Origin of the sequence: Mesorhizobium sp. M7D.F.Ca.US.004.01.2.1, from assembly GCF_003997785.1 — a bacterium.
Taxonomy (GTDB): domain Bacteria; phylum Pseudomonadota; class Alphaproteobacteria; order Rhizobiales; family Rhizobiaceae; genus Mesorhizobium; species Mesorhizobium loti.
In genome coordinates, this window is the sequence record NZ_RZRQ01000005.1 from 1 (window position 1) to 19,240 (window position 19,240).

Below are 19,240 nucleotides of genomic sequence, written 5' to 3' on the forward strand. Positions count from 1 at the left end.
ATGACATAGATGGCGGACGCCGAAGCATCGCCGGCAATCGCCTTGAGTTTGTCGTTGAGGGCTTTTTCTTCCATCTTTCCGGCCCGGCGCAGGGCGCCGCGCACCGCATCGTCGCGGGCAAGGACCAATGGAACCAGGCGCTGCTTTTCGATTTCGCCGGTCAGGGTTCCCGCCGCCAGCGGCAGAGCGGCAAGTGCTGTGTCGCGCAGATTGTCGGCCGCCTGGCCGGAGGCGATGCGCCCGGCGATGGCGATCGCGCCGGCCAGAAGGGCAAGGGCGACGACCACGACAAGCCAGCGGCCATTGCGCAGCCGGGCCACCGCCTCGCGCAGCAACTCATGGCCGGCAAATCCTTGGGATTCGCTATCGGTGCCTGCCTGCGGCGTCTGCCCTCTCCCTTTTTGCTCGCGGCCTTATGGCCAGTGTAATGCGAAAATCCGCCCAGGCAAACGCTGCCTGTGCGGAAATCCGCACAGGCATTGCCCGCATGGTCTTGAACAAAGGCCGAAATGCCAGGATTCCGGCCTTCCCCCGATCTGGCACGACGCTTGCAAAAGTCCTGGCTAGCGGCGTGCGACCGGAGCGCCGCGATGGGAGAAGTCACGCAGGGCGGTGCATTCCGCCCCATCCGGCAGGGAGAGTTCGATGCACATCGCAGACCAATCAGGCGCGTCTTCCGCGCAGCGCAAGCCTTTCTATGCCCAACTCTACGTGCAGGTGCTCGTCGCGATCACCGTCGGCATCCTGCTCGGCCATTTCTATCCGTCCGTCGGCGAAAGCATGAAGCCGCTCGGCGACGCCTTCATCAAGCTGGTCAAGATGATCATCGCCCCGGTCATCTTCCTGACCGTGACGACGGGCATTGCCGGCATGAGCGACCTGCAGAAGGTCGGGCGTGTCGCCGGTAAGGCGATGCTCTATTTCCTTACCTTCTCGACGCTGGCGCTGATCATCGGCCTGGTCGTGGCCAATGTCGTACAGCCGGGCGCCGGCTTCAACATCGACCCGGCGACACTCGACGCCTCGACCGTCAACACCTACGCCGCCAAGGCGCACGACCAGTCGGTCACCGGCTTCCTGATGAACATCATCCCGACGACCATCGTCGGCGCCTTCGCCGACGGCGACATCCTGCAGGTGCTGTTCTTCTCGGTGCTGTTCGGCATCGCGCTGGCGCTGGTCGGCGACAAGGGCACGCCCGTCCTCAACTTCCTGCAGGCACTGACGACGCCGATCTTCAAGCTGGTCAGCGTGCTGATGAAAGCCGCCCCCATCGGTGCCTTCGGCGCCATGGCATTCACCATCGGCAAATACGGCATCGGCGCGGTGATCAATCTCGCCATGCTGGTCGGCACCTTCTACGTGACGTCGTTTCTGTTCGTGTTCGTCGTGCTGGGTGCTGTCTGCCGCTACAACGGCTTCTCCATCCTGTCCTTGATCCGCTACATCAAGGAGGAGCTGCTGCTGGTGCTGGGCACCTCCTCGTCTGAAGCCGCCCTGCCCTCGCTGATGGAAAAGATGGAGAAGGCCGGCGCCAAGCGCTCGGTGGTCGGGCTGGTCATCCCGACCGGCTATTCCTTCAACCTCGACGGCACCAACATCTACATGACGCTGGCGGCGCTGTTCATCGCGCAGGCAACCAACATCCACCTGTCGATCGGCGACCAGATCCTGCTGCTGCTGGTTGCCATGCTCTCGTCCAAGGGAGCCGCCGGCATCACCGGGGCCGGGTTCATCACCCTTGCCGCCACGCTGTCGGTGGTTCCGGCGGTTCCCGTTGCCGGCATGGCGCTGATCCTCGGCGTCGACCGCTTCATGTCGGAATGCCGGGCGCTGACCAACTTCGTCGGCAATGCCGTCGCCACGCTGGTGGTGGCGCGTTGGGAAGGTGAACTCGACGAAGCCAAGCTGGCGAGAGCGCTGGCGGGCACGGCGGATGACAGCCTGCCGGCGGATATCGTACCCGCCGAGTAATCCGCGCGGTCAATGCGTAAAAGGCCGGAGGCGTGCTGCTTCCGGCCTTTGTCATGCAGGTCGCAACGTCAGACGGCGCCGGTCTTGGTCAGCGGCGTGTCCGGATATGTGCTTGGACCGACAGGCCTGCGGGCTACCAAAGTGCCCACATCATCGAACAGGACGAGGCTGGCGGCGCCGACCAGCCCGGCATGGCGGCCGAGCTGGGCCTGCACCACCGGCACGTCGCGATAGGCGCGCATGGCGCGTTGCCGGATGGTCGCCTCGATGACCGGATGCATCAGGTCGAGGCCATTGGCGATGCCGCCGCCGACAACCAGCACGTCGGGCGAATAGAGATGCAGGAGATTGGTGAAGCCGACGCCCAGCCAGCGCGCTTCCTCCTCGAGCAAGGCCAAAGCAAGAGCGTCCTGCAGCCGTGCCGCCTCGACGACATGGCGGCCGGTCACCTCCGCATCCGCCGACAGCCGCCGCAAGGCCGAGCCGTCGCCTACAGCCGTCGCGGCGTTGGCGCGGCGGCCGAGCGCGGTGCCCGAGGCGATGGCCTCGAAGCAGCCGACGACGCCGCAGACGCAACGCTCGCCTTCATTGGTGATGGTCATATGGCCGATCTCGGCGGCAAGGCCGCGGCGGCCGTGCAGGATGCGCCCGTCGACAACGACGCCACCACCGATGCCGGTGGAAACCGTGACGAAGACCAGCGAGCGAGCGCCATGGCCGGCGCCGAAGCGCCATTCGCCGAGCGCCGCCGCATTGGCATCGTTCTCCAGCCGCACCGGCAGGCCGAGCCGCCGCTCGAGGATGTCGGCAAGCGGCACGTCCAGCCAGCCGGCGAGTGTCGGCGGACCGACGGCGATGCCGGCTAGCGGATCGAGCGGCCCCGGCGCACCAACGCCGACGCCGACGATCGAAAGTGCCGGTGCCTCGGCATGGACGGTCGCCGCGAGCGCCTCGATCTGGCCGATCACCACATCGGGGCCGGCCTGCGCCTGCGTCGGCACCGCAGCGAATGCCAGGATCTTGCCGTCGCGGTCGACCAGGGCGGCACGAAGCTCCGTCCCACCAAGATCGATCGCAAGGGCGGCTTCTGTTGTCATGCCGCGACCTTCAAGCCATGCAGCCAGCCGATGCGGCCGGCGAGATCCTTGTCGCCGAAGGCGAGCGAACCGAGAACCACCGTCTCGGCACCGGCGGCACGTAGCAACGGCACGGTCTCGTGGCGGATGCCGCCGTCCGCCGCCAGAACCACCTGCGCCTCGCGACCGGCCTTTCTCAAGATGGCGCGGGCAGCGCCCAGCCTGTCGCAGGCCTTATCCGATAGGCTCTGGCCCTTGACGCCGATTGCGGTTCCCAGAAGCGTGACGAAAGCGACCTCGGAAACGAAAGGCGTCACCGTCTCGACCGGGGTCTCCAGCCTGAGCACGACGCCCGCCTCGGCGCCGAGTTCGCGTGCCAGTCGCACGGCGCGCAACCCCGCTTCGCCATTCTCGGCATGGACGCTGATCATGTCGGCGCCGGACTCGATGAACTGGCGCGTCTGCGCCTCGACGATTGCGGCATCGACCATCAGGTGGACATGGATGGGCTTGGCCGTCAGCCCGGCAATGCGGGCGACGAGGTCGGGGAAGAACAGGAAGGACGGGGCGAAGTGACCGTCCGCCACATCGATGTGGTGAAGATCGACATAGGGCTCGATACGCCTGAGGTCGCTCTCGAAATTGGCGAGATTGGCCGACCACAGCGAGAATTCGGCGATCATGCGATCGCGTGGCAATGCGGCGATGGCGGCCGGGCCGGAGAGAGGTTTCGAGATCATGATTGGTCCTGGTTGTTAAAACGATCTTTGAGGAAGCTGCCGATGGCGGCGCGGATTTCGGCGAAATGGCGCTCCTTGTCGGTGGCCTTCGGCGTCACCTCCGCAAAGGCAGCGTTGGGGATGGCGTCGGCGAGGCTGCGCGCGGTCGCCAGCGGATGTACGAGATCGATGCCGGTGCCGATGACGAGCGTGGGCGTTTTGAAGCCAGCGGCTTCGGCCCGTGTCACGCCAGGCCCATCGTTTGCGATCGATTGCATCACCTCGGCGAAAACGGCGGCGTTGTCGCGCGCGAAGAAGCCGAGCAGGGAAGCAAGGTTGTCCGGCGCCTCGGTGCGAAAGCGTACGGCAGTCGCGGAAGCGGCGAAGATATCCCGCGCTTCATCCAATGGACGGCTGCGGATAAGCTCCGCCACTTCCACATAGGGGAGCATGTTCTGCGGCGCCGCATCGAAAGCCCAGGCAGGGCGAGCAAGGACCAAACCCAGGACGCGGTCCGGGTGCCGGGCGGCAAGCTGCAAGGCAATGGCCGCGCCCATCGAAATGCCGCAGGCGACGAAACGATCGAGGCTGGCCGCATCCGCGGCGGCCAGCACATCGTCGGCAAACATGGCGATCGAAAAGGGCCGTGTCGTGCCGGCGCCGGAGCCGCCCTGCGCGCGGCATTCGACGGTCAGCCGGCGGTATGAAGGGCCGTCGGGAAAGTTTTGCGCCACTTGGACGGCATCACCGCCAAGTCCATGCTGGAAGATGATGGGAAGCCTGCCCTGCCCCGTGTCGAAGACACGAAGTGCTGCATCGTCGCGAAGCAGGATCGCCGGCGCAGCGCCCATCAGAGGAGCCCCCGCAAGAAGGCGGCGACGCCGGGAGCTTCGTCGGCGGACAGGCCGTGGGTGACAAGCGCGCAGTCGAAACCCACGGCCTTCAGCCGCGCGACGAAATCCGGGAAGTCAACGATGCCTTGGCCCACGGTGGCAAAGCGACCGTCGCCAAAGCGGTCCTTGGCGTGCGCCATGGCGATATGGCCGGCAGCCTCGTCGATCGCCGCGGCAACGATGGCGCGCGCTTCGTCCGGCGTCGCGTGCTCGAACAGGTTTGCCGGATCAAGCACGATCTTCAGATGCTTCGATCCCATCTCCGCGATCAGCCTGGTCGCGTCCTTGGCCGAGGTGACGATGTTGGCCTGCTCGGGCTCGATGCCGAGATCGACGCCGGTGGCGTCGGCCAGCGCCAGCGCCTTCTCCATCTCGGCGGCCATGTCGGACCAGGCGGCCGGCGTGGCATTGTCGGGGTGATAGGCCCACTGATCGGCGGCGTTGCGCGAACCGGTGCAGAGTGTGACCAGCGGGATATCCAGGGCAGCAGCAGCCTCGATGACGACGGCGAGACGCCGAAGGCCATCGTCGCGGACGGCCTTGTCGGGATGCGCCATGTTGTAGGTGCCCGACAGTGCCGCAAGGGAAACACCGGTCGATTGCGCGGCGGCACGGATGGAAGCGACAGCTTCCGCCGACACCGCATCCGGCATCGACGGCAGGCCGGCACAGGCGAGATTGAACTGCGTCGTCTCATAGCCCGCCTGCCGGACGGCCGCGAGCACCGCAGCCGGCTCAATCCCCGGAAAAGTCTTGGCGAAGATGCCGAGACGCATCACACCGCTCCCGAAACCGAAGCGAGCTCGACCCGTTCACCGGTCTCGACCGAGCGGGCGATGGCGACCATGGCGCGGATCGAGGCGATGCCGTCCTCGACATTGGCGCCGCGCATCGGCGCGCCTTCCAGCACCGTTTGGGCAAGGCCTTCCAGCTGGCGGCGGAAGAAATGGCCGTCGGCGCCGAGCGGCTTGTGGGCGGTGGCGGTCTTCTCGTGAAAGATCTCGACCTCGCTGGCGCGGAAGTACCAGGGGTTGAAGGTCCTGGCGATGACAGAACCGTTCTCGCCATAGAGCTGAAAGCCTTCGTGCCAGTCCATGCGAACGGCGACGGTCAGGTCGAGATGGCCGAGCGCGCCGCTGGCGAACTCGGTCTCGACGAACCAGCAATAGGCGCCGAATTTCTCATTGAGCCGGGCGCGCACGGCGACGATATCACCGCACAGGAAACGCGCCGTGTCGACGAGATGCGAGCCGTGCGCCAGCATGAAATACTGCCTGAGATCGGCCTTCGGATTTCCCGCCGGCTTCCTCGCCAGCTTGCTGGTGACGGGCAGCGGCTGCACGGCATCGGTATTGGTGTAGCGGTGGGTGGAATCGCAATACCAGGCCTTCAGCGCCAGCACCTCACCGATCTCGTCGTGGACGAAGTCGCGCGCCGCCTCCAGCGCCGGATCGAAGCGTTTCATGTGGCCGACCTGCAGCACCTTGCCCGAGCGCCTGACCGCCTGCGCCAGCGCCTCGCCTTCCTCGACCGAGGTGCCGATCGGCTTTTCACACAGAACATGCTTGCCGGCATCGAGCGCCTTGATCGACATCGGCACGTGATAGGCGTCCGAGGTGGCGACGATCACGGCTTCCAATTCGGGATCGGCGAGCATCGCATCATAGTCGGCATAGATCTTCTGCGGCTCGTAGGTGGCGCCCATGCGGGCGAGCAGGTCGGGTGCCGCGTCGCAGATGGCGTAGAGGTCGGCATTGCCGGCCTTGACGCAGGATTCCAGATGCGCGAACTGCGCGATGGGGCCGCAGCCGAGCACGCCAACCCTGAGGCGTCTGTCCTGTTTCTTGATCATCGTCTCGTTCTTCAGGCGCCGTAGGAGCGCATCGTCTGGCGGTTGGTCTTCACCGCGCCGGCGGGATCGGCGGCGGCCGTTTCGGATTCCTCCTCCAGCACCAGCCAGCCGTTGAAGCGTGGCGCGGTGTTGGCAATCTCGATCACCGCAGGCGTGTCGCAGACGCCCTTGCCGAGCATGGCCCAGGTGCCGTTGGCATCGACGTCCTTCAAGTGGATGTAGCGGATGCGGTCGCGGTGGGTGCGCAGCGTATCGGACATGTCCTTGTGGCCACGCAGGATATGGCCGGTATCCGGCACCCAGCCGACCAGATCGGGGTCGAGCAAGGCAAAGATCGTGTCGTAGTCGGCACGGTCGAACAGCAGCGTGTTGTGGTGCGAACTTGGATGCACCGCGACCTGGACGCCGGCCTTGCGCCCGAGTTCGCCGGCTTTGTTGTAGACCTCGGCGGCGATGGCGAACTTGCCGTCGCGCGGGCCGTCGGAGACCACCGTCGCAGAGCCCATCGACACCAGCGCGCCTGGGAAGGCAGCGGCGAAGTCGATCCAGCGTTTGGCGGTATCGAGGTCGGTGCCGATCTTCTCCTTCAGCGTAAAACCACTGTTCGAGCCGAAGGCGAAGGAGACCAGCATCAAACCGGACGCCTTCAGCGCGGCGGCGAATTCCGCTGGCTTGCGGGCATAGTGGCCGATCATGGTGTCGGTGATCTCGATGCCGGCATAGCCGCCATCGGCGATCGCCTTCAGCAGATCGTCGGGGCCGCCGGTCCAGGCCTTGCCAAGCATTTCCCAGGTGAAGGTCTGGCAGCCGACTTTGAGGTCTTTCACGTTCATACTTTCATTCCTTGATGCCGCTTATTGCTTGATGCCACTCTGCGTCGCCGTGGGAAGGACATCCTACTTGACCGAGCCTGCGGTCATGCCGGCGAGGAAGTACCTCTGGGCAACGAGGTAGATGAGCAAGAGCGGTAGCGAGCCGAGCACGCTCATCGCCATCATCTGGTTCCATTCGAAGGCGTGCTGCCCCATCAACAGCTGGATGCCGATCGGGACGGTGCGCATGGACGTTGACTTCGTCAGCGTCAGCGCAAAGAGAAATTCGTTCCAGCACAACAGGAAGGTGTAGACCGACGTCGCCACGATACCAGGCAGTGAAATCGGGACGATCACCCGCCAAAGCGCTGTCCAACTGGTGCCGCCATCGACAGCCACGGCTTCATCGAGATCGCGGGGCAAGGTGTTCAGATATCCCGTCATCAGCAGGATCGCGTACGGCAGTGTAAACACCAGGTAAGTCAGGATCAGTGCGACGTAGGTATCGAAGATACCGTATGAGACGACAAGCCCGAAGAAGGGGATCAAAAGTGTGATCGGCGGAATCGTCTGCGTGCTGATGATGATTGTGTTCAGGCTGCCCTTGCCGCGGAAGTTGAAGCGGCTGAACCCGTAGGCCGCCAGCAAGGCGATCAGCACCGTCAGCACGGTCACCGATCCCGCCACGAAATAGCTATTGAAGAAGAAACGCAGCTTTACCGGGTCGCCAAGGATGGCTGCATACGCTTCCAGCGTGAAGGCCTTTGGCAGGATGGTTGGTGGCAGGGCAAAGATTTCGGTGTTCGACTTGAACGAGCTGCTGAGCATCCAGTAGATCGGGAAGGCTGCGAAGAACAGTCCAGCCGCAAGAGCAACATGCAGCGCGACGGTGATCAGCTTGTCTTTGCCAGAGTTTCGTTTCCTCATGGTGACTACCGAGCCTTCTGATAACGGATGTAGAACAGCGTCAGGCCGAGAGAGATCAGCAGGATGACCACGGCGCTCGCCGACGCCTGTGACAGGTTGTAGCTCGAAAACGCCAGCTTGTACGTGTAGGTGCTGAGGACCTCGGTCGAGTAGATCGGGCCACCGCCCGTCGTTATCCAGATTAACGGGAAGACCTGCATGGTCCAGATGAAGTCGAGCAGCGAGATGCTGATGATGATCGGCATCAGCTGCGGGATGGTGATGAAGATCAGCTTCTGGTAGGCTTTCGCCCCGTCGATATCGGCGGCCTCGTAGAAATCCTTGGGAATGCCCTGCAAACCCGCGAGCAGGCTGACCATGAAGAGCGGATAGCCCGCCCAGATATTGGCAAAGGTGACGGCGTGCAGCGCGGTCTGAGGCGAGGAAAACCATTCGACCTTGGAACCGATGATGCCGATTTGCATGAGAATGCTATTCACGACACCGTTCGGCTCAAGCAGGAGGCGCCAGATCACGGCGATAATCACCGCGGTGAACAGCCAGGGCAGTATGTAGAGCACGCGCAGAATATTGCGCAGCGTCGGATTAATGCGGTCGCTGTTCAGCATGAGCGCGAAGGCCATGCCGATGGTCATGTGGAAAATGACACTCATGCATGTGAAGTAGAGCGTGTGCCACAGCGAAGCCCAGAACACGGGGTCGTCGAAGATCGCCTGGTAGTGTTTCAGTCCGGCAAAGGATGGGTCACGACGCAGCACCGCACTGTTCTGGAACGAGTAGGCAATCACCGTCACCATCGGCAGCAGCATCAGCAGCCCGATGATGAGCAGCGAAGGCGACAGATAGAGGTAGGGTGCGACCGCTCGTTTCAGCTTGTGGTGGGAGCGTTTTTGCCGGGTCATGTGCCAACCTTGGGATACGCCTTCAAGAGAAGGTAAGCTTCAAAAACAGGTTCATCTCAAATTGCCGATCCGTTGTTGCCGAGTGGCCTGCCCGAAGTCAGGCCACCCGGTCGAAGATAGCAAACGGGAACAGGCCGATCAGAATTTCGCCATCCAGCCCTTCTGAGCGGCGGCGGCGGCTTGTTCGGGAGACTGCTCGCCGGCGAGCATCTTCTGGGCTTGCACGTCGAACTGGGTCATCAGGTCTTCAGCCACCGGTAGGCCCGTGAACTCATTGGCGAGATAACCGGTCTTGAAGATTTCAAAAGCCTTGCCGAAAGCCTTGTCCGAGGTCACGAAGTCGGGCTTGGCGTTGACGTTGCCCGGGAAGGCGTTTGCAAGCGACACGAGCTTGGCGTTCACCTTTTCACTCATCAGATATTGGACGAGTTTCCAGGCCTCTTCCTGATGTTTCGAGGCAGCAGAGATGCCGATGCCCCAGGAGGCATAGGGAAGGCCGCGCTTGCCGGTATAGTTTTCCACGACAGGGACCGGGATGAGGTCGAAGTTCAGCTTGGGATTGCGCTTGCGGATGAGGTTCACATGCGCGAGCGAGTCGATCATCATCCCGACGCGGTCGTTGACGAACTCCTCGACCTTTTCCTGCTCGGTCTTGGTGGCGATGCCGGGCGAGATGGTGCCGGCGTCGTTGAGTGATTTGACGAAGGTGAGCATATCCACCACCGGTTTGCCCTCAAGGTCTGGCTTGCCGTTCGCCATCATCGACTGACCCGAAGCCCAAACCCACGACATCATGTCGTTCTGGACGCCGGATGGCGTTTGCAGCGACAGGGGCAGCACCCAGCCATACTGGTTCTTGTCGGCCTTCGTCATCTTCTTGGCGGCTTCGAGAAACTCCGCACGGGTCGACGGCAGCTTGGTCACGCCTGCCTGGGCGGCGAGGTCCAAATTCACGAAGACCGGATAGACGAAGGAAGCCACGGGAAACATCACCGCCTTGCCGTCCACCTTGATGATGTCCGCGACCTGGCTCTTGTCGAAACCGCTCGCATCCATCATCGGATTCATGTCGGCGAGTGCGTTCTGCGCATTCAGATTGTTCACCCAGGCACCGTCGAGACCGACGACGTCGCTGAGCGTTCCGGTTGCAGCACCAACCGAGATCTGGTCTCGCGTGGTCGCGTAGGGGCCGCTGACCAGCGTCACCTTGACTCCGGGGTTTGCGGCCTCGAAGTCATCCATGATTGCCCTGAGCGAGCCAGCCGGCAATTCGGGCTCCCACCATTGGGTGAATTCCAGCGTCGTGTCCGCCATGGCGCCGGTTGCGCCAAGCAACCATGCGGCCGCGGCTATTTTCAGCATCACGGGTTTAATACGAAACATCATTTTCTCCTCCTTCTTTGGGATCGACCGCACAATGCGGACGATCGTCTGGTTATTCAGAAGTCTTCTTACGCAGGCGCCTCACCCTCGCCTGCGGGCCTTGCCGCGGATATTCAGATCGCCAGATGCGTCTCGGGATCGAAGAAATGGAGCTTGGCGTCATCCAGGGCCAACCGGATTTCCGAGCCGGAGCGGACTGTGCTGACCGGTTCGAATTTCGCCACCGCGTTCGACGCCAGGCCGAAATCCTGCACTGCGTCCGGGTCGCCGGAGTCCACTCGGACCGCATCGATGTTGAGATGGACGATTTGTTCGGATCCAAGTTCTTCGATCGAGGTCACCTTTGCCGGTATCGTCTGATACTTGCGGCCGGATTCGAGGCTGCTGTCATAGAGATCCTCCGGTCGTATCCCGAACACGACCTTGCGCCCCGCATACGACCTCAAGCCCGGCCTGCGCACGAAGGCTGCATCCTGCAGCCGGATGGCTAACGCGCCGGGCATCAGTTCGTCGCCCGTCAGGGTCGCCTCGAAAAGGTTCATCGAAGGAGACCCGATGAAGCCGGCAACGAAGGCGTTCACCGGCGATTCATAGAGCCTCTTGGGTGTGTCGACCTGCTGCAGCACGCCGCCTTTCAACACCGCGACCCTGTCGCCCATCGTCATGGCTTCGGTTTGGTCGTGGGTCACATATATGGTCGTGACGCCGAGCTGCTTTTGCAGGCTGGTGATTTCGGCGCGCATTTGAACACGCAGTTTCGCGTCCAGATTGGAAAGGGGTTCGTCCATGAGAAAGGCTGCCGGCTCGCGCACCATGGCGCGGCCCATGGCAACCCTTTGACGCTGTCCGCCTGAAAGGTTCGCGGGTTTGCTGTCCAGCAGAGACGTCAGTTGAAGGGTTTTGGCGATCTCGTCCACGCGCTTCTTGCGCTCGGCCTTCGACTTGCCTGCCAGCCGCATCGAAAAGCCGATGTTTTCGAACACCGTCATATGCGGGTAGAGGGCGTAGCTCTGGAAGACCATCGCGATGTCGCGGTCCTTGGGCGGCATGTCGACGACGTCGACGCCGCCGATTCGAAGGCTGCCGCTGGTGACGTCCTCCAATCCCGCGATCATCCGCAACGCGGTGGATTTGCCACAGCCGGAAGGCCCGACGAGAATCAAAAACTCACCGTCCTCGACCGACAGGTTCAACTGGTCGATTGCGTGAAAATTGTTCCCGTATGTCTTGCAGATATTCTCAAGAACGACTTCTGCCATATTCCTCCCTCCACAAGTCTAAGCCACTGATTTTTATGATTGTCCTCGGCCTATGTTCACCTGCGAATATTTTCCTCGGATAGTTCGGGCAATGTTTCGGTATCGAGCCGCGCATATTTCAGTTCGACTGCCGACGGCGCGTTCGTCGATGCCAGGAGTTCCGTGACCTGGTCGTTGGTCGGAAGTGCCTCGCGCCCGCCCCGCCCGGTTATCGAAAGGGCGGCCGCCGCGGCGGCGAATGCGACCCGGCCTGCGGTGTCGGCACCGCGCGTCAATGCATGGGCATAGGCGCCGTGAAAGCAGTCACCGGCGCCGGTCGAGTCGACGACTGCAACCCGGTGCGGAGGCAGGTGCCAGAGCCCTGTCTCGTCGCGTCCGCGATAGTACACGCCCCTGCCGCCATCGGTCAGAACGACGGCGGATCGCGACGGCGACCACAATGCATCAAGCATCTCGGCGGGCGATCGGCAGCCCGTAGCGGTCCGCGCAAAGCCCAGGGGAAGAATGAGGTGGTCGCAGAGCCCGATCAGCCGCTCCGTGGCTGGGCCGCTGCTCCATTCGATATCGCCGAGGATCGCAAGGCCGAGATCGCTAGCCCGAGCCACGACATCCAGCGACCGGATCGCATAGCTATCGACGATCAGGACGGTCGCGCGGCTGAGGACTTCGTCCGGAAAGTCCGGCGCGGTACCCAGCATCGCTTCGTCGTCATACGCGATGAACCGCTCCCCATCCGAACCGACGGTGATGCGCGAGCGCACCGGGCGCGCGTGCGGGTGGCGCGGCGCGAACACGGTTTCAACGCCGCTCGCAGCGAGATCGCACAGCACGGCGTCATCCGCGGCACTGCCCAGCCATCCGACGAACCCGGCGGTTCCGCCGAGCCGCGCGACGGCGGCAAGTGCCGTCGCGACATTTCCCCCGAAAGCTCGGGCACTTTGCAGGACCTTCCCCTTGCCCGCCGACAACGGCTGATCGACATAGACGATGTCGTCGATCGCAATAGCTCCGAAGCCGAGGATTGAAGGGACGGTTGGCATCGTTCAGGCACCCGCCTTCGCCAAGGCGTCTTGCGCCGAAAGGCCGTCATGGATGACGCCCCGAAAGGCAATCGCTGCCTTTTCCGGATCGCCATGCCCCCAGAGATTGCGGCCCACCACGGCACCGCGCGCGCCGGCACGGATGGCGTCCGCCGTCTGCTGAAGGGCGCCGAGCAGCGTGTCTGTCTTCGGACCACCGGCGATCACAACCGGCACCGGGCAGGTCCGAACGGTCTCTCGAAACGACTCGAAATCGCCGGTATAACCGATCTTGATCACGTCGACGCCGGACTCGTAGCCGATGCGTGCCGCATAGGCGATCTCGTCGGGGGTGAAGACGATTTTTGCCCCGTCGGTGAAATCGCGAGGGTAGATATGCGCCACCACCGGCATGCCGTAACGGGCCGCCGCATTCACCGAATCGGTCAGCCAGCGTATGTATTTGCCCTCGGTCGCGCCGCGCACCGGAATGGCCACGGCCAACGCATCGGCGCCAGCGCGCACCGCATCCTCGGGCGTTGCAATCAGTTCACTGATGCGATCGTCTGGGGTGAAGCAGCCGGCCTGGATCACCAGGGAAGCCTTGCCCGCGTATTGCGGCCATAGATGACGCGCGGTGCCAGGCTGGATGCTGACGTAGTCGGGTTTGCCCACCATGACGCGTGCAAGCGCGCCCGGCAGGTCGGCAAGACCTCCTTTGCGCACGTCGCCATAGCCGACAAAGTGGTCGACCGCGCCGCCAAAAAGATTTCCCGATGGGTGTGAGAAGAGGCGCGCCAGGCGCACCTTGGTTCCGAGGCTCATGAGTCCAAAACTCTCCAATCGATTGATTTAAAAACCCTAGACCCAGTGTTTGCGAAAGAAATGATAAATGCAATCTTTCGAAAGCTTTCGAATTCGCATATTTTTGGTAGAGTGAACCGAGGCCAGGGCGATCGCTTGGCGCATGGAGGCAAGGACAGGGCAATGTTGTCAGAGCAGAGACGCCAATCGATCCTGGGTGAAGTGCAACGCAGCGGACAGGTTCGCATCAAGGACCTGTCAGACGATTTTGGCGTGTCGGAAGTCACGGTGCGCTCCGACCTCGAGATACTGGACCGCAAGGGACTGCTGACCAAGACCCGTGGAGGCGCGGTGACCCGGACCACAGATTCGACCACGGCCGCGTTCGCCCGGCGAATGCAAACAAACCTCGATGCAAAGAAACGCATCGCCCGGGCAGCGGCAGAACTGTTCGAGGACAACCAATCGGTCATCTTCGACGGCGGCTCGACGTTGATGCAGGTTGCCATGCTGTTACCTCCGCTCAGCAATGTCGTGGTCGCGGCCACGGCGATGAATATCGTGCAGCACCTGATGCATCGGCCCGGGCTCGACGTTCACATGATCGGTGGCCGGGTCTATCCAGACACGGTGAGCACGCTGATCACCGATGCCGACACGGCTCTCGGCGGCTTGGTAGCGCATCAGGTCTTTGTTGGAGCGCATGCGATTGACTCGTCACTGGATGTGGTCGACGTGAACGAAGACATGGCGCGAACGAAGCGAAACCTCGTGCGCATGGCCCGGCGCGTTGTCCTCCTTGCGGATTCGAGCAAATGGGGCGTCAGCGGGACCTCCAAGGCCTTTTCCCTGTCGAGCGTCGATGTTGTGATCACCGACGATGGCCTGTCCGGCCCGATACGCAGCCAGCTTGATAGGACCGGGGCCAAGGTGATCTATGCCTGACCCCGTCGCGGTCCCTGGCCGTGACGGAAATATCCATTGCGCTCACAACCCACGGAATCCGCAGCGGCGGTCGGCCGTTTTTTCATGTCTATCATTTTCTCCTCCTAGGGCTGGCAGCCTCCCGATATCGCGCCAGCATTTTCGCATGTTGTATAAAAATTTTACGCGCGTCAATATTTAAAATGTTGTATAGCCCTTTGCGAAAGCGATCCGTTACCGGCTGGACGGATTCGACAGACGATGACCGCGTTGGGAGGTACGATCGAAAATGCACGGAAAATCAAAGACGAAACTCGGGATCGGCGTCATCGGATGCGGCAACATCTCGATGACCTATCTGCGCAATGCCGCCCTCTTCGGCGGCATCGAGTTGCGCGCCTGCGCCGATATTTCGGCCGACATGGCGGCGGTGCGGGCGAAGGAATATGGTATAAGGGCGCTCGGCGTCGATGCGCTGCTGGCCGACCCCGAGATCGATCTTGTCCTCAACCTGACCATTCCGGCGGCGCATTTCGACATTTCGTTGGCCGCACTTTCGGCCGGCAAGCACGTCTTCACCGAAAAGCCGCTCGCCACCTCGGCCGCCGATGGACAGCGCCTGGTCAACGAGGCGAGGTCACGCGGCCTGCTGCTCGGCTCGGCGCCCGACACTTTTCTCGGTGCAGCCGGACGCCGCGCCCGCCGGCTGATGGACGAGGGCGCCATCGGCCGCCCGGTCACCGGCACCGCCTTCATGATGGGCCGCGGCATGGAGCATTGGCACCCCAACCCGCAATTCTACTATCAGCCGGGCGGTGGCCCGGTGTTCGACATGGGGCCTTACTACCTGACCATGCTGGTCAATCTGCTAGGCCCGGTCGAGCGCGTCATGGCGATGGCGACGCGCGGCCAGGAGGAGCGGCTGATATCAGCCGAAGGGCCATTCAAGAACACCACATTCAAGGTCGGCACGCCGACCAACGTGTTGTCGTTGCTCGAGTTCCGCTCTGGTGCGACCGTCACCTTCGTCGCGTCGTGGGATGTCTTTCGCCACTCCAATCATCCGATCGAGCTGCACGGCACGGAGGGCTCGCTGCGCTTGCCCGACCCCGACACGTTCGGCGGCACCGTGTCGCTGTCGGAACGCGGCACCGAGTGGAAGGATTTTGCCAGCGAGGGCGATCTCTATGGCGCCCGCAACTGGCCTTATGCGGCGCCCGACCGCGCCAACTACCGCATGCTCGGTGTCGCCGATCTGGTGCGCTCGCTTCAAACCGGCAACACGCCACGCGCCTCCGGCAGCCTTGCGTTGCATGTGCTGGAGATCATGGAGGCGATCCTGCGCTCCGGTGAAACACGGGGCTCGGTCGCCGTCTCGGGCGATATCGTCCAGCCGGCCCTGCTGACCGAGGAAGAGGCAAGCGACCTGCTGGCCTGAGGGTATGATCATGACGCTCGATCCGGATGCGCTGCGCGTCCTCGACATCGGTCGCGCGGCCGGCGGCGCGCCGTTCGAGAACGGTAGCGTGGCGGCAGCACGCGCCGCTTACAACGCCTCGTTCCCGACGCTGCAGGGCGAGCACGAACCGGTCGCAACGACTTTGGAACGGCAGATCGACGGGCCGAACGGCCCCATCACCGTCCGCATCCATCGCGGCGCCGGCGCACCGCAAAGCGGGGCGCCGGCGTTGCTCTATCTGCATGGCGGCGGCTGGGTCATCGGCAATCTCGATTCGCATGACGAGATCTGCCGCTCAATGGCCAATCTCGGCAACGCCGTCATTGTCTGCCCCGATTATCGCCTGGCGCCGGAACACAAATTTCCCGCCGGGCTGGAGGATTGCCTGGCGACACTTCGCTTCATGGCGCAGAGCGCCGCCGCTCTCGGCATCGACAAAGCGCGCATCGGCGTTGCCGGCGACAGCGCCGGCGGCAATCTCGCCACCGTGCTGGCGCTGCTCGCCCGCGATGGTCTGACGCCGCCGCTTGCCGCGCAGATCCTGATCTACCCCAACACCGATGCACGGCAGACATCGGACAGCTACCGGCGTTTCGGCGAAGGCTTCGGGCTCACCGCAACCACCATGGCATGGTTCCGCGACCATTATGTGCGAACGCCCGACGACATCATGGACTGGCGCGTCTCGCCCTTGCTGGCGCCTGATCTTGCCGGCGTCGCGCCGGCCTTCGTGGCGCTGGCCGGCTGCGACATCCTCGCCGACGAAGGGGCCGCCTATGCGGCGCGCCTGCAAGCCGCGGACGTGCCTGTGATCCTGCGGCAGTGGTCGGGCCAGATACATGGCTTCATCTCGATGGGGCGCCACATTCCCGCTGCCCGGCAAGCGGTGGCCGAGGCGGTGGCTGCCTGGCGCCAATTCGAGAGGGGTCGCTGACGATCAGGCCGACTGACGCATCACCAGGGTGGCGCCAAGCTTGACCGTGCGCGCCAGGCCCTGCTTCGGCGGATCGGCCTCGTCCAGCAAGGCCAGCAGGATCTCGACGCTACGCCCGGCCATGGCGGTGAAATCCTGCGCCATGGTGGTCAGCGCCGGGCAGGTGTAGCGGCTCAGCGGATGGTCGTCATGCGCGGCAACGCGCAGGTCGCAGTCGGGCCTGCGGCCGACCTTCAGGCCGCGCGAGTAGGCGGCCGCCATCACGCCAAAGGCGAGACGATCATTGGCGCACAGGATGGTACGGCCCGGCAAGGTCCCGGCCTCCAGCATTTTTTCCGTCTGCTCGTAGCCGATGCGTTCGAAGTCCCAGGTGTAATCGCGTGCGGCCTCGATGACGACCGGCTTGAACCCGGCGGTCTCCATCGCAACGATGTAGCTCTCCTGGCGTTCGCCGGAGTTGTGGTTGACATGCGGAATGTCGAGATAGGCCGGCGGCTCGCCCGAGCGACACAGATAGTCGACGATGGTCGACACGCTCTGCCGGTTGTCATTGCCGACGAACGGCGTATCGCCCTCGATATAGGTGTCGAAATAGACGATCGGAATGTCCTGCCCGAGCTTGTCGAAAACGCTGCGGTCGGAGGCAAGGCCGAGCGGGGCGATGATCGCGCCGGCGACCTTCAGCGACAGCAGCGTCCTGACCGACTCCGCTTCCAGCTTCGGCGAGCCATGCGAGGAGATGACGATCGGCCAATAGCCTTCGTCGCGGCAGCGAAATTCGATGCGGCTGACCATCTCGGCGTAGAATGGATCGGTGATCGTCGGCACGACGATGCCGATGTTGCGGGTGCGCTTGCGGTTGAGGTTGCGGGCGAAAAGGTTCGGCTGATAGTCCGAGGAACGCAGCGCCGCTTCGATGCGCGCCCGCGTCGCCGGCTTCACGCTCGCGGGATCGTCGAAATATTTGGACAACGTCGGCCGTGACACTCCACATGCCTGGGCGAAGTCATCCATCGTGCGGTGCGTCTTCTCCGCCATCGATACCGGTCCCTTCCCCATTCGCCTGCCGGACCGATCCGGCCGTAACAGTCATGCGGCCGTTGCCCCGGGAGCGGCAATGCTTGACCGAACTTATTCAGTCAAATTTTCACAGTTCCCAATACAACGCAAAAACATTACGTACGTCAAATTATTTATTGACGCCCCGAAATCAACTGGCGCGCCGATGCAAGCATCAGGCGATCGTGACTGGGGTATCTCGGCGAAGGTCAGGAATCTGCTGATTGGCTGGGGACAGGAGTGCGAGAGATCCAAGCCGGCGCAACGGGCGGGCAGGCGCGCCGCCGCGAAGAATGCGGTTGACGTGCGGGCGCGGGCTTCTCTGGTGTGTGGGCGTGGTCGGGCCGTGAAATGGCCCGCAACCTGCTGGGACGGTAGCAATCGATCGGGAGGCGCATGCGGCGCCTCCCGATCGCAATCATCATTCGATCATTCGCCGCGCATCGTCGCCTGGAAGGTCGGCAGGTGCTTCTTCTGCGCCTCCAGCATGCGCTCGCGGTAGACGCCGTAGATGACGTCGGTATCGTGCAACGTCACGCCGGCAATTGTCGGCGAGGCGAAGACCGGCAGTTCGATGCCGCGCTTGGACAGCGCTTCCGCGGTGCGGGCGATCAGTTCGTGCGCCAGGATCATGGCGAGCACGGTCGACGAACCCGAGACCGGACGGCTCCAGCCTTCGACCGGCACGATCGCGTCCTCGATCGGCGAACAGGTGTCAATGACGAGGTCGGCCGCGTCCGCAAGCCGCTTGCCGGAGGAGTGCGTCGCCGGCTTGTCGAGGTTGTTCTTGCTGGTCACCGCGACGACGAAGATGCCGCGCTTCTTGGCATAGAGCGCTGTGTCGATGCCGGACGAATTGCGGCCGCTGTGACCGAAGATGATGATCGAATCGCCCTTGTTGAGCGGCTGGTGGTCGAGGAATTTTTCGGCGTATTTCTCGGTCCGCTCCAGCCACAGCAATTCGCGCACGCCGCCGGCGCCGAGCACGTTGTGCCACATCACGCGCGGGTCGGTCAGCGGATTGAAGCCGACAAAGCTGCCGTAGCGCGGGAACACTTCCTGCACCGGCAGCACCGAATGGCCCGACCCGTAGAGATGGACCAGCCCGCCGCCCTCGAGCGTGTCGGCAAAGCGGCTGGCGGCCTGGCCGAAGGCTTCTTCGTTGGTTTTCGCCGCCTGGTCGATGAGGGCTGCGAGACGGTGGATGTAGAGATCGGACACGTGGGTACTCCTGTTTAAGTGTC

General features: G+C 63.2%; 18 protein-coding genes and 1 pseudogene. 4 read left to right on the top strand and 15 right to left on the bottom strand.

The genetic code is table 11. From position 1 onward, the window contains the following. Window positions 1-335: pseudogene (locus EN993_RS02295) on the bottom strand (sensor histidine kinase); the annotation flags it as partial. Between the two features lie 310 nt (window positions 336-645). Between EN993_RS02295 and EN993_RS02300 the strand changes: the two are divergent. After that, window positions 646-1,974, top strand: coding sequence for a dicarboxylate/amino acid:cation symporter (locus EN993_RS02300; RefSeq protein WP_109661885.1), 1,329 nt, complete (start codon window positions 646-648; stop codon window positions 1,972-1,974). A gap of 68 nt (window positions 1,975-2,042) precedes the next feature. Here EN993_RS02300 and EN993_RS02305 read toward each other — a convergent pair whose 3' ends face one another. The 12 genes from EN993_RS02305 to EN993_RS02360 all read right to left on the bottom strand — a co-directional run bounded on the left by EN993_RS02305 (window position 2,043) and on the right by EN993_RS02360 (window position 13,641). Further along, window positions 2,043-3,071: an ROK family protein gene (locus tag EN993_RS02305; RefSeq protein WP_127262260.1), complete on the bottom strand. Its 1,029-nt coding sequence runs from the start codon at window positions 3,069-3,071 to the stop codon at window positions 2,043-2,045. After that, window positions 3,068-3,790 carry a ribulose-phosphate 3-epimerase gene (locus EN993_RS02310; RefSeq protein ID WP_109661881.1) on the bottom strand — a complete coding sequence of 241 codons (723 nt, stop codon included), beginning with the start codon at window positions 3,788-3,790 and terminating at the stop codon, window positions 3,068-3,070. The genes EN993_RS02305 and EN993_RS02310 overlap by 4 nt, the downstream gene beginning before the upstream one ends. After that, entirely contained in the window at window positions 3,787-4,620 is an 834-nt protein-coding gene (locus tag EN993_RS02315) for an alpha/beta hydrolase (protein WP_127262261.1), read from the bottom strand. Before EN993_RS02315 ends, EN993_RS02310 begins: the two co-directional genes overlap by 4 nt. Further along, the gene (locus EN993_RS02320; protein ID WP_127262262.1) at window positions 4,620-5,438 is read right to left on the bottom strand and encodes a sugar phosphate isomerase/epimerase; all 819 of its coding nucleotides are present in this window, start codon (window positions 5,436-5,438) and stop codon (window positions 4,620-4,622) included. The genes EN993_RS02315 and EN993_RS02320 overlap by 1 nt, the downstream gene beginning before the upstream one ends. Next, window positions 5,438-6,514 (bottom strand): Gfo/Idh/MocA family oxidoreductase, encoded by a 1,077-nt coding sequence (locus tag EN993_RS02325; protein WP_127262263.1) that lies wholly within the window; start codon window positions 6,512-6,514, stop codon window positions 5,438-5,440. The genes EN993_RS02320 and EN993_RS02325 overlap by 1 nt, the downstream gene beginning before the upstream one ends. Window positions 6,515-6,525: 11 nt before the next feature. Next, the gene (locus EN993_RS02330) at window positions 6,526-7,347 is read right to left on the bottom strand and encodes a sugar phosphate isomerase/epimerase (protein ID WP_127262264.1); all 822 of its coding nucleotides are present in this window, start codon (window positions 7,345-7,347) and stop codon (window positions 6,526-6,528) included. 63 nt (window positions 7,348-7,410) lie between these two features. After that, a complete protein-coding gene (locus EN993_RS02335) occupies window positions 7,411-8,253 on the bottom strand; it encodes a carbohydrate ABC transporter permease (protein WP_109661871.1) in 843 nt (280 codons plus the stop codon). A 5-nt stretch (window positions 8,254-8,258) separates the two neighbouring features. Further along, the gene (locus tag EN993_RS02340; RefSeq protein WP_109661869.1) at window positions 8,259-9,155 is read right to left on the bottom strand and encodes a sugar ABC transporter permease; all 897 of its coding nucleotides are present in this window, start codon (window positions 9,153-9,155) and stop codon (window positions 8,259-8,261) included. 138 nt (window positions 9,156-9,293) lie between these two features. Beyond that, window positions 9,294-10,541 carry a sugar ABC transporter substrate-binding protein gene (locus tag EN993_RS02345; protein ID WP_127262265.1) on the bottom strand — a complete coding sequence of 416 codons (1,248 nt, stop codon included), beginning with the start codon at window positions 10,539-10,541 and terminating at the stop codon, window positions 9,294-9,296. A 110-nt stretch (window positions 10,542-10,651) separates the two neighbouring features. Beyond that, complete coding sequence (locus EN993_RS02350; protein ID WP_127262266.1) at window positions 10,652-11,797, bottom strand: ABC transporter ATP-binding protein; 1,146 nt, start codon at window positions 11,795-11,797, stop codon at window positions 10,652-10,654. Window positions 11,798-11,853: 56 nt separating this feature from the next. Beyond that, on the bottom strand, window positions 11,854-12,837 hold the full coding sequence (locus tag EN993_RS02355) for a PfkB family carbohydrate kinase (protein ID WP_127262267.1): 984 nt from the start codon (window positions 12,835-12,837) through the stop codon (window positions 11,854-11,856). Between the two features lie 3 nt (window positions 12,838-12,840). Next, entirely contained in the window at window positions 12,841-13,641 is an 801-nt protein-coding gene (locus tag EN993_RS02360) for a class I fructose-bisphosphate aldolase (RefSeq protein WP_023756676.1), read from the bottom strand. A 162-nt stretch (window positions 13,642-13,803) separates the two neighbouring features. Here EN993_RS02360 and EN993_RS02365 point away from each other — a divergent pair, with 162 nt between their 5' ends. From EN993_RS02365 to EN993_RS02375, 3 genes are all read left to right on the top strand, one after another. After that, entirely contained in the window at window positions 13,804-14,565 is a 762-nt protein-coding gene (locus tag EN993_RS02365) for a DeoR/GlpR family DNA-binding transcription regulator (RefSeq protein ID WP_126068254.1), read from the top strand. Between the two features lie 268 nt (window positions 14,566-14,833). Further along, a complete protein-coding gene (locus tag EN993_RS02370) occupies window positions 14,834-15,982 on the top strand; it encodes a Gfo/Idh/MocA family oxidoreductase (RefSeq protein WP_127262268.1) in 1,149 nt (382 codons plus the stop codon). Between the two features lie 10 nt (window positions 15,983-15,992). Then, a complete protein-coding gene (locus tag EN993_RS02375) occupies window positions 15,993-16,937 on the top strand; it encodes an alpha/beta hydrolase (RefSeq protein ID WP_127262269.1) in 945 nt (314 codons plus the stop codon). A gap of 3 nt (window positions 16,938-16,940) precedes the next feature. On the opposite strand, the gene EN993_RS02380 is transcribed toward EN993_RS02375, so the two are convergent. Together EN993_RS02380 and EN993_RS02385 are read right to left on the bottom strand one after the other, a co-directional pair. After that, entirely contained in the window at window positions 16,941-17,975 is a 1,035-nt protein-coding gene (locus EN993_RS02380; protein ID WP_126068252.1) for a LacI family DNA-binding transcriptional regulator, read from the bottom strand. 450 nt (window positions 17,976-18,425) lie between these two features. Then, window positions 18,426-19,217: an SIS domain-containing protein gene (locus tag EN993_RS02385; RefSeq protein WP_109661851.1), complete on the bottom strand. Its 792-nt coding sequence runs from the start codon at window positions 19,215-19,217 to the stop codon at window positions 18,426-18,428. Window positions 19,218-19,240 lie beyond the last annotated feature (23 nt).